Annotated in this window: 14 protein-coding genes; 11 read left to right on the forward strand and 3 right to left on the reverse strand. The window is 67.9% G+C overall.

Translation table 11 applies throughout. The features are described 5' to 3' along the window. Nucleotides 1-27: 27 nt before the first annotated feature. Genes G6N57_RS17000 through G6N57_RS17015 form a run of 4 tightly spaced genes read left to right on the forward strand, consistent with a single transcriptional unit; the run spans nt 28 to nt 3,879 of the window. The gene (locus tag G6N57_RS17000) at nt 28-1,065 is read left to right on the forward strand and encodes an ABC transporter substrate-binding protein (RefSeq protein ID WP_077741342.1); all 1,038 of its coding nucleotides are present in this window, start codon (nt 28-30) and stop codon (nt 1,063-1,065) included. Beyond that, a complete protein-coding gene (locus tag G6N57_RS17005; protein WP_077741341.1) occupies nt 1,062-2,081 on the forward strand; it encodes an ABC transporter substrate-binding protein in 1,020 nt (339 codons plus the stop codon). Before G6N57_RS17000 ends, G6N57_RS17005 begins: the two co-directional genes overlap by 4 nt. After that, a complete protein-coding gene (locus tag G6N57_RS17010) occupies nt 2,078-3,100 on the forward strand; it encodes a FecCD family ABC transporter permease (protein WP_077741340.1) in 1,023 nt (340 codons plus the stop codon). Before G6N57_RS17005 ends, G6N57_RS17010 begins: the two co-directional genes overlap by 4 nt. Continuing rightward, the gene (locus tag G6N57_RS17015) at nt 3,097-3,879 is read left to right on the forward strand and encodes an ABC transporter ATP-binding protein (RefSeq protein ID WP_077741339.1); all 783 of its coding nucleotides are present in this window, start codon (nt 3,097-3,099) and stop codon (nt 3,877-3,879) included. The genes G6N57_RS17010 and G6N57_RS17015 overlap by 4 nt, the downstream gene beginning before the upstream one ends. Here G6N57_RS17015 and G6N57_RS17020 read toward each other — a convergent pair. Further along, a complete protein-coding gene (locus G6N57_RS17020) occupies nt 3,861-4,496 on the reverse strand; it encodes a type II toxin-antitoxin system PemK/MazF family toxin (RefSeq protein ID WP_097926070.1) in 636 nt (211 codons plus the stop codon). The two genes, G6N57_RS17015 and G6N57_RS17020, sit on opposite strands and share 19 nt — an antisense overlap. 79 nt (nt 4,497-4,575) lie before the next feature. Here G6N57_RS17020 and lepA point away from each other — a divergent pair, with 79 nt between their 5' ends. From lepA to G6N57_RS17050, 6 genes are all read left to right on the forward strand, one after another. Beyond that, nucleotides 4,576-6,450, forward strand: a complete 1,875-nt coding sequence (gene lepA / locus G6N57_RS17025; protein WP_077741337.1) for a translation elongation factor 4 — start codon at nt 4,576-4,578, stop codon at nt 6,448-6,450. 79 nt (nt 6,451-6,529) lie between these two features. After that, entirely contained in the window at nt 6,530-7,834 is a 1,305-nt protein-coding gene (locus tag G6N57_RS17030) for an NtaA/DmoA family FMN-dependent monooxygenase (protein WP_077741336.1), read from the forward strand. Beyond that, nucleotides 7,831-9,213 (forward strand): LLM class flavin-dependent oxidoreductase, encoded by a 1,383-nt coding sequence (locus G6N57_RS17035; protein ID WP_077741335.1) that lies wholly within the window; start codon nt 7,831-7,833, stop codon nt 9,211-9,213. The genes G6N57_RS17030 and G6N57_RS17035 overlap by 4 nt, the downstream gene beginning before the upstream one ends. Before the next feature lie 126 nt (nt 9,214-9,339). After that, on the forward strand, nt 9,340-10,827 hold the full coding sequence (locus G6N57_RS17040) for an APC family permease (RefSeq protein WP_077741334.1): 1,488 nt from the start codon (nt 9,340-9,342) through the stop codon (nt 10,825-10,827). Next, nucleotides 10,824-11,816 carry a GNAT family N-acetyltransferase gene (locus G6N57_RS17045; protein WP_077741333.1) on the forward strand — a complete coding sequence of 331 codons (993 nt, stop codon included), beginning with the start codon at nt 10,824-10,826 and terminating at the stop codon, nt 11,814-11,816. Before G6N57_RS17040 ends, G6N57_RS17045 begins: the two co-directional genes overlap by 4 nt. Then, the gene (locus G6N57_RS17050; RefSeq protein WP_077741332.1) at nt 11,817-13,052 is read left to right on the forward strand and encodes an acyl-CoA dehydrogenase family protein; all 1,236 of its coding nucleotides are present in this window, start codon (nt 11,817-11,819) and stop codon (nt 13,050-13,052) included. It abuts the gene before it with no gap. Nucleotides 13,053-13,059: 7 nt separating this feature from the next. Here the strand turns inward: G6N57_RS17050 and G6N57_RS17055 are convergent, their stop codons facing one another. Then, a complete protein-coding gene (locus G6N57_RS17055; RefSeq protein ID WP_077741331.1) occupies nt 13,060-13,974 on the reverse strand; it encodes a zinc-binding dehydrogenase in 915 nt (304 codons plus the stop codon). A 54-nt stretch (nt 13,975-14,028) separates the two neighbouring features. Between G6N57_RS17055 and G6N57_RS17060 the strand changes: the two genes are divergently transcribed. Then, complete coding sequence (locus G6N57_RS17060; RefSeq protein WP_077742031.1) at nt 14,029-14,583, forward strand: class I SAM-dependent methyltransferase; 555 nt, start codon at nt 14,029-14,031, stop codon at nt 14,581-14,583. On the opposite strand, the gene G6N57_RS17065 is transcribed toward G6N57_RS17060, so the two are convergent. Further along, nucleotides 14,570-14,842 carry an ANTAR domain-containing protein gene (locus G6N57_RS17065; RefSeq protein WP_077741330.1) on the reverse strand — a complete coding sequence of 91 codons (273 nt, stop codon included), beginning with the start codon at nt 14,840-14,842 and terminating at the stop codon, nt 14,570-14,572. The genes G6N57_RS17060 and G6N57_RS17065 overlap by 14 nt on opposite strands. Nucleotides 14,843-14,878 lie beyond the last annotated feature (36 nt).

Here is a 14,878-nt window from a genome sequence, read left to right on the forward strand (position 1 = left end):
GGCCCTGGATCAAAGGAAGTCTTGGCTGTGCGTGTACTCACCGCACTGTTGTCCCTGGTGTCTGTGACGTTGTCGCTCACGGTGGCTTGCGGGCATCGAGAGTCTGGTGCCGACAACCCCACCGCCGGGCCCGCCGCGGGCCCGACCAGCTATCCGCTCACGATCGAGAACTGTGGTGTCACCGTCACTTTCGGCGGACCGCCGCAGCGGGCCGTATCGCTGTATCAGTCCTCGACCGAGATCCTGCTGGCGCTGGGGCTGGCCGATCGGATGGTCGGTACCTCGACATGGTTCGATCCCGTGTTGCCCGAACTCGCGGCCGACAATGCCACCGTGCCCCGGCTGGCCGACAACGACCCGGGGCTGGAGACGGTGCTCGGCGCGGAGCCCGACCTGGTGACCTCGGCCAGCGCCCACACCTTCACACCGGCGGTGGTCGCCGACCGGAGCCGATTCGCCCAACTGGGCATCCCGACGTACCAGTCGCCTTCGGTGTGCACCGGGGGGAAGGTCGACGGTGAGACCGTCACCCGCACCGAACCGCTGGCCCTCGAAACCCTGTTCCGCGAGATCGGCGAGCTGGCCCGGATCTTCGATGTGCAGCAGCGTGGCCGGGATCTGATCGCCCGGCTCACCAGGCGGCTGGACGACAAGCCGTCGATCACCGAACCGAATACCACTGTCGCCTTCTGGTTCTCGGGCTTGCGGACGCCGTATCTGGCCGGCTGCTGCTCGGCACCGGGACTGTATGCCGGCGAGCTCGGCGTGACCAATGTCTTCGCCGACACCCGCGAAGACTGGCCGGAGGTCAGCTGGGAGGCATTGGCCGACCGCGATCCGGACGTATTGGTGCTCGCCGATCTCAATCGAAGACGCGTCGACGGGGACGCCCTGGACACGAAGGTGAAGTTCCTGGAATCGAATCCGGTGACCAGGAACATGTCCGCGGTGCGCGACAAGCGCTATGTCGTGCTGTCCGGGTCCGAACTCGATCCCGGGATCCGTGAGATCGATGCCCTGGAGAAGCTGGCCGCCGGATTCCGAGCGTTCGGATTGGCCCGATGAAGGGCCGCGTCCGGTTGCTCGTCTGCGCGCTGAGTGCTGTGTTGTCGGCCGGGTGTGCCCCGGCCGTCGGGCCGATGGCGACACCCGCGGCGCCCGGATACCCGCTGACCGTGCGGAATTGCGGTAGGGACGTGGTGATCGATGCACCGCCGCAGCGGGCGGTCTCGTTGAACCAGAGCTCCACCGAGATTCTGCTCTCGCTGGGCCTCGCGGACCGCATGGTCGGCACCGCGACCTGGACCGACCCGGTCCGCTTCAACCTCGAAGCCGAGAACGCCGGGGTGCCTCGGCTGGCGGTGAACAAGCCTTCTCTGGAGACCGTGCTCGACACCGAACCCGATTTCGTCTCGGCCTCTTTCGGCGGCACGCTGGGGCCAGGCGGGGTCGCCGACCGTGACCAGTTCGCAGAGCTGGGAGTGCCGACGTATCTGGCGCCCAGCGACTGCGAGGGCAAGACCTCGGTCAACGGTGATGGTGCCCGCAGTGCACCGTTCACCATGGAGGCGATCTACACCGAAATCCGGGACTTGGCAACGATATTCGGTGTCGCCGAACGCGGCGACCACCTCGTCGCCGAGCTGCGGGGACGGATGGAGTCCGCCGCCGCGGCCGCCGCCGGTGTCGACGTCGCGTTCTGGTTCTCCGACGTGCGTGCGCCGTACTTCGCCGGCTGCTGTGGAGCCCCTGGCATGATCGCCGGCGCGGTCGGGGCGCGCAACGTGTTCGCCGACACCACCGATGAGTGGCCCCAGATCAATTGGGAGAGTCTGGCCGACCGCGACCCGGATGTGCTGGTGCTGGGCGATCTGAGTCGCCGCACGATCGAGGGAGACGCGCTGGAGACGAAAGTCGAATTCCTGGAATCAAATCCGCTCACCCGGGGCCTGACCGCCGTGCAAAGCCGGCGCTACATCGTGGTGAACGGCGCCGATCTGAACCCATCGATCCGCACCGTGGACGGCGCAGAGAAAGTGGCGAAGGGCCTGACCGAATTCGGGTTCGGCGCGGCGCGGTGAGTGTGCGTACCAAATGGCTCGGCGGATTGTGGGCCGCCGGGCTCGTCGTTCTGGTCCTTTCCGCCGCGGTAGCCATCACCATCGGCCCCGCCGCGTTGTCGGTGGGGGACGTGTACCGCATCGTCGGTGACCGTCTCGGCTTCGGGCCTTCGGGGGCAACGCGATTGCAAGAGAGCATCGTGTGGCAACTGCGCCTGCCGAGGGTCGTCCTTGCCGCCATCTGCGGAGCCGGGCTGGCACTGTGCGGGGCGATACTCCAGTCGCTGCTGCGCAATCCGCTGGCGGACCCGTTCGTGCTGGGCGTCTCCTCGGGCGCCTCGACCGGCGCCGTGCTGGTCGCGGTGCTCGGGGTCGGGGCGGGCGCGCTGACGTTGTCCGGCGGCGCCTTCGCCGGTGCGGTGCTGTCATTCGTGGTGGTGCTGCTGCTCGCCTACGCCGCAGGCGGCGGGACCGACCGGGTGGTTCTGGCCGGTGTGGCAGGCACTCAGCTGTTCTCGGCGCTGACGTCCTTCATCGTGCTGTCCTCCGCCGATGCGGAGCAGACCAGGGGAGTGCTGTTCTGGCTGTTGGGGTCGCTGGCCGGGGTGTCCTGGACCGACGTCTCCACTTGCGCGGCCGCCGTCGGTGTGGGGCTGGCGGTGTGCCTGGCCTACGCGCGGACCCTCGACGCGTTCGCCTTCGGGCAGGATGCGGCCGCCGCTCTGGGGGTCTCGGTGAACCGGGCGCGTGTCGTGTTGCTGGTGATGACCGCGTTGGTGACGGCGGCCCTGGTCAGTGCGGCCGGCGCGATCGGGTTCGTCGGATTGGTACTGCCGCACGCCGCACGCTTTGTCGTCGGGCCCGGCCACCGGCGCCTGTTGCCGACGGCGGTGATCCTCGGCGCGATCTTCATGGTCTGGGTAGACACCCTGGCGCGGACGGTCTTCGCTCCGCAAGAATTGCCCACCGGAGTCGTCACCGCCCTGCTCGGCGTCCCAGCCTTCGCGTTGATCCTGTTACGGCGCAGGGGTATGCCATGAGTCTGCGAGCGGTCGATGTGAGCTGGACCCGCTCGGGTCGGGTCGTGCTGGACGGTGTGACGGTGGATCCGGTTCCCGGTAGCACCGTAGGACTGCTGGGGCCCAATGGTTCCGGCAAGTCTTCGCTGCTGCGGTTGTTGGCCGGGATCGACCGGGCTGACTCCGGGAGTGTGCAGCTCGACGGCCGTGAGCTGCACACGATGTCGCGCCGTGCGGTGGCACGGCGGGTGGCGGTGGTCGGCCAGCACGCGGACACCGATCTGGACATCGCGGTGCGCGACATCGTCCGGTTGGGGCGGATTCCGCACACACCGATTTTCGGCGGCCGCGACGACACCGCGGCTGTGACCGCGGCGATGGCGGCCACCGGCCTGCTCCCGATGGCCGACCGGTTGTGGCACACCCTCTCGGGCGGGGAGCGGCAGCGCGTGCAGATCGCCAGATCCCTGGCCCAGGAACCCAGCGAGTTACTGCTGGACGAACCGACCAACCATCTCGATATCGCACATCAACTGGAGATCCTGGCGATGATCCGCGCTCTCGATGTGACCAGTGTGGTGGCGCTGCACGATCTCAACCTCGCGGCGATGTTCTGCGACCGCGTGGTGGTGCTGTCGGAGGGAACCGTGGTGGCCACCGGAACCCCGGCCGAGGTGCTGACCGAAGACCTGGTGGCCGCCGTCTACGGCGTGCGGTGCCGGATCACCGTCGACGACGCCGGGCCGTACGTGCGGTTCGAACATGGCGGCTCGCCGCGCAGTCAGCTCCAGGAGTACTGAGCGCGCAGCCTGACCGCGATCGCCTCGAACCGGGTGCGATCCAGGATCGCGCCCTCTCGGCGGATGCCTTCCTCTGGCACGTCGAGCACCCGGTCCAGCCGGACCCAGCTCGGCCTGCCGTCGTAATCCCAGGTGCCGGTGCCGATCGCGATCCAGTCCGGATCACTGCTGTGGTATTCCTGGCTGGACAGCATCAGCCCGAGCAGAGTGCGCTGATCACGGCCGACCACCAGGACCGGGCGGTCCTTGCCCTGGGTCGGGTCGTCTTCGTAGACCACCCAGGTCCAGACGATCTCGCCGGGATCGGCCTGCCCGTCCAGGTCCGGTGCGTAGACGACTTTGCGGGCCCGGTGTGCGGTGGGCACGCTGTGCTTGGATACCGGCCGGCCGGCGGTGATCGCCTGGGGCGGCGGGGCGGCCGCACCGGCGAGCACGCCCAGACCCAGTCGCAGGCCCTGCTGAAGACCCTGTTGGAGGCCCTGCTGCACGGTCCGCGGCACGTTGTCCGTGGTCTGCAACTGGCGCACGAACTTCGGTGCCTCGTTGAACACCAGGTGCTCGGCGCCGTCCACTACGCCCTTGAGAACCTGTTGGAACGCCTTCCACTGCGACGCCATGGTGTCGAGCATATGCGAGCGGACCCCTGGCGATTGTGTCGCGACGGTGGTTGCTCGATACCCTTAGAGAGCACAGCACGTGCTGGACACCCACGCTCACCAGGAGATTCCCATCAGCAGCTTCGCCGACAAGACGTTCACTGCGCCGGCGCAGATCAGGAACTTCTGCATCATCGCCCACATCGATCACGGCAAATCGACGCTGGCGGACCGGATGCTGCAGCTCACCGGCGTCGTCGACGACCGGTCGATGCGCGCGCAATACCTGGACCGGATGGACATCGAGCGTGAGCGTGGCATCACCATCAAGGCGCAGAACGTGCGGTTGCCCTGGAAGATCGGTGACGACGAGTTCGTCCTGCACCTGATCGACACGCCCGGCCACGTCGACTTCACCTACGAGGTGTCTCGCGCGCTGGAGGCGTGTGAGGGCGCGGTGCTGCTGGTCGACGCCGCCCAGGGCATCGAGGCGCAGACGCTGGCCAACCTGTACCTGGCGCTCGACCGCGACCTCACGATCATCCCGGTGCTCAACAAGATCGACCTGCCCGCCGCGGACCCGGAGCGCTACGCCGGCGAGCTGGCGCACATCATCGGATGCGAGCCGTCGGACGTGTTGCGGGTGTCCGGCAAGACCGGTGAAGGCGTGGCCGAACTGCTCGACGAGGTGGTGCGGCAGGTGCCGGCACCCACCGGCGACGCCGACGCCCCCGCGCGGGCCATGATCTTCGACTCGGTCTACGACATCTACCGCGGCGTGGTCACCTACGTCCGCGTCGTCGACGGCAAGATCACCCCGCGCGAACGCATCGCGATGATGTCCACCGGGGCCACTCACGAACTGCTCGAGGTCGGCATCGTCTCGCCCGAGCCGAAGGCCAGCGACGGCCTGGGCGTCGGCGAGGTGGGCTACCTCATCACCGGCGTGAAGGATGTCCGGCAGTCCAAGGTCGGCGACACCGTGACGACAGCCCGCAAGGGCGCCACGGAGGCGCTGACCGGCTACCGCGAACCCAAGCCGATGGTCTACTCGGGTCTCTACCCGGTCGATGGCTCGGACTACCCAGACTTGCGCGATGCGCTCGACAAGCTACAGCTCAACGATGCGGCCCTGACCTATGAGCCGGAGACCTCGGTGGCCCTGGGCTTCGGGTTCCGCTGCGGCTTCCTCGGCCTGCTGCACATGGAGATCACCCGGGAGCGGTTGGAGCGCGAGTTCAACCTCGACCTGATCTCCACCTCACCCAACGTTGTGTACCGGGTGATCAAGGACGACGGATCCGAGATCGTCGTGACCAACCCGTCGGACTGGCCCGAGGGCAAGGTCCGCGAGGTCTACGAGCCGGTGGTCAAGACCACCGTGATCGCGCCGAGCGAGTTCATCGGCACCATCATGGAGCTGTGCCAGTCGCGGCGCGGCGAGCTCGGCGGCATGGACTACCTGTCGCCCGAGCGGGTCGAGCTGCGTTACACCATGCCGCTGGGCGAGATCATCTTCGACTTCTTCGACTCGCTGAAATCCCGCACTCGCGGCTACGCCAGCCTCGACTACGAGGAGGCCGGCGAGCAGCAGGCCGATCTGGTCAAGGTCGACATCCTGTTGCAGGGCGAGGCGGTGGACGCGTTCAGCGCGATCGTGCACAAGGATTCGGCGTCGGCCTACGGCAACAAGATGACCACCAAGCTCAAGGAGCTCATCCCGCGCCAGCAGTTCGAGGTGCCGGTGCAGGCCGCGATCGGGTCGAAAATCATTGCCCGCGAGAACATCCGGGCGATCCGCAAAGACGTCCTGTCCAAGTGCTACGGCGGTGACATCACCCGTAAGCGCAAGCTGCTGGAGAAGCAGAAGGAGGGCAAGAAGCGCATGAAGACGATCGGTCGCGTGGATGTACCTCAGGAAGCGTTCGTCGCTGCGCTGTCGACCGACGCGGCCGCGGACAAGCCGAAGAAGTAGACCCGGGTACGCGCCGGGGATTGCTTCGCGCTGAGCGCAACCCTGTCTGCGGGTCCACGCCGGTCGTAGTGTCGCCGGAGTGTCCAGAGAGCTGCATCTGCTGGCCTTCGGCAATACCCGGTCTACCGGGCCGTGGCGGCATCCCGACATCGACAACAGCACCGCAGGCGTGCGCCGACGGCTGATCAGCCACGCGCAGACCGCCGAGGCCGGTACGTTCGACGCGCTGTTCTTCGCCGACGGTCTGAACTACGGTCCGCCGGCGACCTGGCCGTACAAGATCACCGAGGACTTCGAGCCGCTCACCGCGACGGCGGCGCTGTCCTCCGTCACCGACCGCATCGGGCTGGTGGTCACCGGATCGGCCACCCTGGCCCATCCGTACCACCTTGCCCGCCAGCTGCTTTCACTCGATCACCTCAGCGGTGGCCGGGCCGGCTGGAACCTGGTCACCAGCTTCGCCCAGGCGGCCGCGGACAACTTCAGCGCCCGCGGCGTGGTCGCCCACGACGAGCGTTACCGCATCGCCGACGAAGCCCTTGAGGTGGTCCGCAAGCTATGGGACGGCTGGGGCGAGGACACCGTCGTCGAAGACCGCGCCGCGGGGATCTTCAACGACGTCAGCAGAATTCAACCGACCGACCACCATGGGCACTACTTCGACGTGGCGGGGCCGCTGGGCGCGGCTCGCTCGGCTCAAGGGCAGCCGGTGCTCTTCCAGGCCGGATCATCGGAAACGGGACGGGGTTTCGCGGCCCGGCACGCCGAGGTGATCTTCACCAGCCACGGCAACAGGGCGCGGGCGCAGGAGTTCTACGACCAGATCCAGCAGGAGGCACGCCGGTTGGGCCGAGCCAGGCCGCCGCTGATCACCCCGTCGCTTCGGTATCTCGTCGGCTCCACCGAGGAGGAAGCCCGGCGCGCCCAGCAGCAGGAGTACGAGTACTTCAGCCCGCAGTACCAGGCCGGGTGGCTGCTCGAGGTCGATGTCGACGTCACTGGTGCGGACCTCGACGGCCCGGTGCCGGAGTCGGCCTTCCCGGCACACACCGAGACCCACCAGACCGCGCTGGCCGGCTACCGGCTGCTCGCGACGGAAGGAAATCCGACGGTGCGAGAGTTCCTGTACCGCACCGTCAACGGATGGGGCGCGGCCGTGGTGGGCACACCCGAGCAGATCGCCGATGAGATCGAGCAATGGTTCACCACCGGAGCGGCCGACGGATTCGTGCTGCGAGACTCCGGATTGCCGGGGCAACACGAGCTTTTCGTGGAGCAGGTGGTGCCGGTGCTGCGCAAGCGCGGGCTGTTCCGTCACGAGTACGCCGGAACCACACTGCGATCCCATCTCGGGCTCGACGTACCGCGGCGGCGGCTGTCATGATCGAACCGTACGTGCTGTCGGCGTTCACCATGTCGACGGTGTCCCACGGCAACTTCGGGCTGTGGCGCCACCCGAGGGACCGCACCGCCGACTACACCGACGTCCGGTACTGGGTCGAGCTGGCGAAGCTACTCGACGCCGGCGGATTCGACGTGCTGTTCATCGCCGACGCGGTCGGTCAGCTCGACGTGTTCGGCGGTGACGCCAGTGCGGCGCTGGCACGGGGAGTGCAGACGCCGGTGACCGACCCGCTGTTGGCGGTGTCGGCGATGGCCGCGGCCACCGAGCGGTTGGGTTTCGGCATCACCGTATCCACCACCTACGAGAGCCCGTACCTGCTGGCGCGAAAGTTCAGCACCCTGGACCATCTCACCGGCGGCCGGATCGGCTGGAACATCGTCACGTCGCTGCTCAACAGCGCGGCGCGCAACATCATCGGCCGCGACCGGCAGATCCCGCACGACGAGCGCTACGCGATGGCCCAGGAATTCGTCGAAGTGACCTACAAACTCTGGGAAGGCTCATGGGAGCCGGGCGCTGTCCTCCGCGATGCCGAGCGCGGGGTGTACACCGACCCGGCGAAGGTGCACGACATCGGCCACCACGGAAGATATTTCACCGTCCCCGGTGCGCACCTGGTCGAACCTTCGCCGCAACGGACGCCGGTGCTGTTCCAGGCCGGCACGTCATCGGCCGGCCGCGAGTTCGCTTCCCGCAACGCCGAACTGGTGTTCGTCAGCGATCCGCGGCCCGAGGTCCTGCGCGGCCATATCGAGGACATCCGTCGCCGGGCAGCCGGACACGGCCGCGACCCGCACGCGCTGAAGTTCATCACGTCGGTTGAGATCGTCACGGACAGTACCGATTCCGCAGCCCAGGCCAAGGCGCGCGAGCTCGCGGACTTCCATGACCTGGAGGGCGGCCTGGTGCTGTTGTCAGCACTGTCCGGCGTGGACTGGTCGACCTACGGAGTCGATCGCCCGATCGAGCAGTTCGACACCGACGCCAGCCGGTCCATCCTGGCCGCAGTCACTGATTCCGATGTCCGAGAGCGTCTGACGTTGCGGGACTACGTCGGGGGACTTGGCGGGTTCGGCGGCGAGCTGTTCGTCGGATCGGCCACCACGGTGGCCGATGCGCTGGACGCCTATGCGGACCGCACCGGGGTGGACGGCTTCAACATCGCCTATCACGTCACGCCCGGTAGCTTCGCCGACGTGGCCACCTACCTCATCCCCGAGCTCCGCCGGCGTGGCCGCGCCCGCGAGCTCTCCGCTCCGACCACCTTGCGGCAGAAGCTGTTCGGCGGCGACGACGGATTGTTGGCCGACGGGCACCCTGGCGCCGCATTCCGAAGGAATCCCGTTCAATCACAATAGAATCCCGCCGATTCCATAGCTGACGATGCGAATCCGATTGCGGCAGTGTGACAACACATACCGACATCTCAACCACCCGCACCGGATCACGGACGGGAGGCGTCGCGGTCAGAAAGGGACATTGCCGTGACTACTACAGACGATCCGAAGTCGCACCCGGCGACGGAGGCCGGAGGCCGCACCCTCATTTCGGCGGAATCGACGGGGCTGGAATCCGGGGCACTGGGCCCGTGGGGCGTGTTCGCCCAAGGGCTGGCGGCTGCCGCACCCAGTGTGGCACTGGCCGTGGTGCCGTTCTCGTTGTTCGTGGCGGCGGGCAAGGGGGCGGCGTGGGCGGCCGTAATCGGCCTGTCCATCGTGGTACTGGTCGCCATCACGATCAGCTTCCAGGCCAAGCGCACGGTGTCCTCCGGATCGCTGGGCACCTACACCGGACACGGTCTGGGCCCGGGCTTCGCCTTCGCCGCCGGGTTCAGCCTGCTGTTCGGCTACATCGGTTTCGCCACCACCGGCACCCTCGGTGGGGTGCTGTATCTCGACGCGTTCCTGGAGTCGATCGGCCTCGGATCGCAAGCGGTGTGGTTTCGCCTGCTGCTGGTGATCGTGGTGGTCGGGGTCGCGGTGTACCTGCCGTACCGCGGGGTTTCACTGGCCGCCAAGTACGAACTGGCCTTCGAGTTGCTGGCCATCGCGTCGATCCTGGTGATCATCGTGGCCTCCTACGTCGGCTACGGGTTCCGCATCGACTGGGAGCAGTGGAATCCGCAGCACCTCGGGTCCAGTGCGACGTTCATCGCGGCGGTCACCGCGGTGGGTTCCTACGCCGGCTTCGAAAGCGTGGCCTCGCTCGGGGCCGAAGCCAAGGACGCGCATCGCAACATCGCCAGATCTTTGCTGCGCGTGGTGATCCTGATCGGCGCCCTGTACATCTTCGCGACCTACCCGCAGATCCTGCACTTCGGCGAGATCGACGGTGACAAGGCGGTGCTGCCGCAGCTGGCTGCCAGCGTCGGGGTCGAATGGGTCAACCAGATCGTCAGCGGTGCCGTCGCGATCGCGTTCATCGTGTTCGTCACCGCGGTCACCACCGCAGCGGCGCGATCGCTGTTCACCTTCGCGCACGAAGGCGCACTGCCGCAGGTGTTCACCAAGGTGCACCCCACCTACAAGACGCCGTGGGCCGGTGTGGTGTTCGTCGGGATCCTGGCACTGGCGTTCTCGGTCACTGCCACGTTCAGTTCCGCGGGCCGTCTGGTGTTCGACGTCTACGGCGGCTACGTGGCCAACTGGGGCTTCCTGGTCAGCTACCTGCTGGTGGTCATCGCGACGCCGATCTGGCTGCGCAAGATCGGTGCCCTCACGCCGCGGCGCCTGGCCGTTGCGGTCGCGGCCACCATCGGGCTGGGATACGTGATCGTGAGCAACTTCTATCCGGTGCCCGAATTCCCGTTCAACATACTGCCTTTCGTGTTCGGTGCCATCTTGCTCGCCGGTCTCTCGTGGTACTGGTACCTCAAGCGGACCCGGCCCGAAGTGGCCAATCGGATCGGCACCATCCAGAGCATCTCGGCCGAGGAGCAGCAGCGCCTGCTCGATGCGGGAGTGACGCCGTGACGCTCACCCACGACGCCGCAGTGGTGACGGCCGGTTGGACCGTTACCGAGGCCACCCCACGGCACCACCCGCTGATCGCCGATTTCCTGGCCACCACGCCGGGTCTCGGTGGGCGCAAGTTCGCCGCCGATTCCCGCGATGTCGCCGAGCAACTCAGCGGTGTGTATCCCGGCTCGGCGGTCGTCCTGCTCGACACGGCGGGCACAGTTGCCGGATACGCGGCCCTGCACCGGCCGGACGGCGCCGAACCGGAGGTGTTGGGGAGCTTCGTGTTCGGTTCGCATGCCCCGGCCGAGGCGGTGCGCGCGATCGTCGGTGACGCCGTCGGGCGGTTCGGCCGGGTGGCCGTGCCCGGCGCCTATCTGCGGGTGTTCATCGGCGCCGATCAGGCAGTGACGATCGATGCGCTGGCCGCCCACGGAGCCCGGAGAGAACGCCAGTTCGCCAGCACCCGAAAGGCATTGATCGACGAGGATCCGGACGCGCTGGCCGAGGCCCGGATCGAGTCGATCACGATCCTGTCGTGGCCCGAGGTGGTGGCGGCGGGTTTGACCGAGCAGGTCCGGCAGGTGCAATTCGACACCTTCCGTGAGCATTTCGGGAACATGTCGAAGACTCCGCAGCGCTGGGAACACCACCTGGCCAGCCGGGCGTTCACCGGGGATTTCAGCCTGGCCGCCATCGACGACGACGGTGCGGTGGTCGGTTACGTGCTCGGTTCGACCTACACGTCAGGGGCCGGCGCGGACGAGATCCGCAGTGCGCACACCGACTACATCGGCGTGCGTGCGGACCGGCGCAAGGCCGGTGTCGCGGAGCTGCTGCTGCGCAAGCTCTGGTTGGCGGCGCTGCGGCGCGGGTTCACCCACGCCTCGTTGGGTACCGACATCGCCAATGCCAGCAACGCCCACCTGCTGTATCAGCGGTTGGGGTATCGCACTGTGGGCGACGAGTACGCCTACCGGATCGACGCCGAGGAGAAGTCGTAAATGTCAACGGAAAACACCTATCTGAAGCGTCCGACCGGCTATGACGCCGAGCTGCGTTCGGTGTTCGGGCCGATCTTCGCGCAGATCGCCGAGGGGAATCGACAGCGTGAGGCCGACCGGGTGTTCCCGCACGAGCAGGTGCGCTGGTTGAACGATGCCGGATTCGGCACCTTGCGGATCTCGGCCGAGCAGGGCGGTTTCGGCGCGTCCTTGGAACAGACCTTCCTGCTGCTGGCCGAGCTGGGGGAGGCCGACGCCAATGTCGCCCACATCTGGCGCAACCATCTGGCCTTCGTCGAGGACCGGCTCAACGCGCCGGCGTCGGAGGACAACACCACGTGGATCAAACGGTTTGTGGCCGGTGAATTCGTCGGCGGCGGCTGGACCGAGGCCAACAATCTGACCCTGGCCAATCTGGCCACGACGGTCACCGAGGAGGACGGTCACTGGTCGGTGACCGGCTCGAAATACTATGCAACGGGCAGCCTTTACGCCGACTGGCTGGATGTTCTCGGTCGCGGTAAGGACGGTGAGCTGTGGACGGCACTGGTGCGTGCCGACGATCCCGGCGTCACCCTCGTCGACGACTGGCGCGGGTTCGGCCAGCGCACCACGGGCAGCGGCTCGGCCCGCTATGACGGGGCCCGCGCCGAGCGCGGCAACGTGTTCCCGGCCGGCGAGCGGTTCACCTATCAGGCGCACTTCTACCAGATCGCCATGCTGGCGGTGCTGACCGGAATCATCAGGGCCGCGCAACGGGACGGTTCGGCCGCCTTGACGGCGCGGCAGCGTAACTATCCGCAGGGGCTGGCCGAGGTTCCGGCCGCCGATCCGCAGCTGCTGCAGGTCATCGGCGAGGTGTCGGCCGAGGCGTTCGGTGCGACGGCGGCGCTGGCACAGAGCGCCCGCAGCCTGGACCGGATCGTGGCCGGCCGGCTCGCGGGCAGCGATGACCAGGCCCGCCAGTTGCTCGTCGACGCCGAGGTGGCCGTCACCCAGGCCCAGCTGGTGATCGTGGCCGCGGCACTGCGGGCCACCACGCGGGTGTTCGACGCGCTGGGTGCCTCGGGCGTCTCCGAAGAGCTCGGCCTTGACCGGCATTGGCGCAACGCCCGCACGCTGGCCTCCCACAACCCGGTGGTCTACAAGGCGCGCATCCTCGGTGACTGGTTCATCAACGGCAAGGACCCGGTGGCCGACCTGGTGTCACGAGGACGCGGCGGACAGGGCAACTGAACCCGGATCAGACGACCCGCAGCACCGCTTTGCCCGCCACCTTGCGGCCCAACAACGCCTGTGCGGCGGCGGCGGTGTTCTCCCATGAGTCCCGCAGCCCGATCTGCGGATCGAGTTCGCCGTCGGCCAACAGGGTCAGCAGGTAGTCGAGATCGTCCTGGAACGGTGCCCGGACCGTGAACGGCTCCAACCGCTTTCGGTTGCCGGTGCGCCGTTCCTGCTCGAAGTTGATGGTGGTGGGCTCGTTCGAGGCCATCCCGATGGACTGCACCGAGCCGCCGTCGGACACCAGGCTGAACGCCTGGGCCAAAAGTTTCCCTCCGACGTTGTCGAGCACACCGAACACCGGCTCGGTCACCGAGTCCAGGCCGACCACCACCTCGGCCGCGCCCAATTCCTCCAGGCCCTCACCGCGCGGGGCGCTGCCGACCGCGGCCACCACATGAGCGCCCGCCCGGGCGGCCAGCTGTACGGCGTACCGGCCGACGCCGCCGGACGCACCGGTGATCAGAACCCGGCGCCCGACAATCGGGCCGAGGGCGCGCAGTGCCTGCAGTGCCGTCACCCCGGCGACCGGGAGCGCGGCCGCTTCATCGAACTCGACGAACTCGGGGAGTTCGGCCAGATTGTCGGTCGACACCACGCGTCGTTCAGCCCAGCCGGCCTCGCCGCTGAAGCCGACCACCCGGGCGCCTGCCGGTGGCCCGGAACCGTCTGCCGCGGCCTGAGCGACGATGCCCGCACTGTCCCAACCGGGAACTTCGCCGGGACGGCGCATCTGGTCGATGAAGTGCAGCTCCCCGAAGTTCAGCGCGATCGCGTGCACCTCGATCAGGGCCTGCGATTCGGCGGCGGATGGTTCGGCGACGTCGTCGAATCGGAGATTGGCAGGAGCGTGCGGGTCGTAGACGAGGGCTCGCATGAAGGGGCTAACCCCGGAGGGTGTGCCGCTATTCCCTCCCATAGGGTGGCGCACGTGAGCGAGAAGGACCGCATCCGCTGGGATGCGGCCTATGCCGATCGGCAGCCGGATATGGCACCTGCCCTGCCGCAGGTGTTCAGCGCCCACGCCGGCCTGTTTCCCTCGGCAGGTTCGGCCCTCGACGTCGCCTGCGGCACCGGTCGGGCCGCGGTGTGGCTGGCACAGCGCGGGTTGCAGGTGTGGGGCCTCGACGCGTCCCCCGTGGCGATCACCCAGGCGAAGCAGGCGGCCGCATTCCACGGGGTGGCAGAGCGGTGCCGGCTCGATGTCGCTGATCTTGACGAGGGTCTCCCGGCCGGACCTCCGGTCGACGTGGTGCTGTGCCATCGCTTCCGGGATCCGAAGCTCTACCCGGCGCTGGCCGCCCGGCTGCGACCGGGCGGCCTGCTGGCCATCTGTGTGCTGAGTGAGGTGGGTGCCCAGCCGGGCCGGTTCCGTGCCGCCGCGGGCGAACTCGAGGCGGCATTTGCCGGTCTTGAGGCGCTCGCGGCGGGGGAGTGCGACGGCCAGGCGTGGCTGCTGGCGCGGGCGCCCGTTACCGGGTGCTGACCGGCACCCGGCGCGCCTGCGCGAGCAGTTCGCCCCAGGCGTTGAACGCCTCGGCGTACTCGGCCGTGGTGCCTGATCTGCCGCCGGCGAGGTCGACCAATGCCCTTGCGATGCTGCCGATTCCGATACCGGTGCGCTGTACCACCCTGACCAGTTCGGCGAACGCCTGATCGGGCGCGCAACCGCGCAGGGCGACCAGAACGCCGATCGCCACGTCGATCTTGATGCGTGAAGTGTCGTCTGCACGGTTGTAGCTCATGGAACGATGGTGCCGTGCGCGCAACGGTGGATCCAG

This window comes from Mycolicibacterium boenickei (assembly GCF_010731295.1).
Classification (GTDB): domain Bacteria; phylum Actinomycetota; class Actinomycetes; order Mycobacteriales; family Mycobacteriaceae; genus Mycobacterium; species Mycobacterium boenickei.

Coding starts and splice junctions, on each gene's coding strand:
- G6N57_RS17035 (WP_077741335.1), top strand. CDS start 7,831: ATGATCGAACCGTACGTGCTGTCGGCGTTCACCATGTCGACGGTGTCC.
- G6N57_RS17020 (WP_097926070.1), bottom strand. CDS start 4,496: ATGGCGTCGCAGTGGAAGGCGTTCCAACAGGTTCTCAAGGGCGTAGTG.
- G6N57_RS17065 (WP_077741330.1), bottom strand. CDS start 14,842: ATGAGCTACAACCGTGCAGACGACACTTCACGCATCAAGATCGACGTG.
- G6N57_RS17055 (WP_077741331.1), bottom strand. CDS start 13,974: ATGCGAGCCCTCGTCTACGACCCGCACGCTCCTGCCAATCTCCGATTC.
- G6N57_RS17005 (WP_077741341.1), top strand. CDS start 1,062: ATGAAGGGCCGCGTCCGGTTGCTCGTCTGCGCGCTGAGTGCTGTGTTG.
- G6N57_RS17050 (WP_077741332.1), top strand. CDS start 11,817: ATGTCAACGGAAAACACCTATCTGAAGCGTCCGACCGGCTATGACGCC.
- G6N57_RS17015 (WP_077741339.1), top strand. CDS start 3,097: ATGAGTCTGCGAGCGGTCGATGTGAGCTGGACCCGCTCGGGTCGGGTC.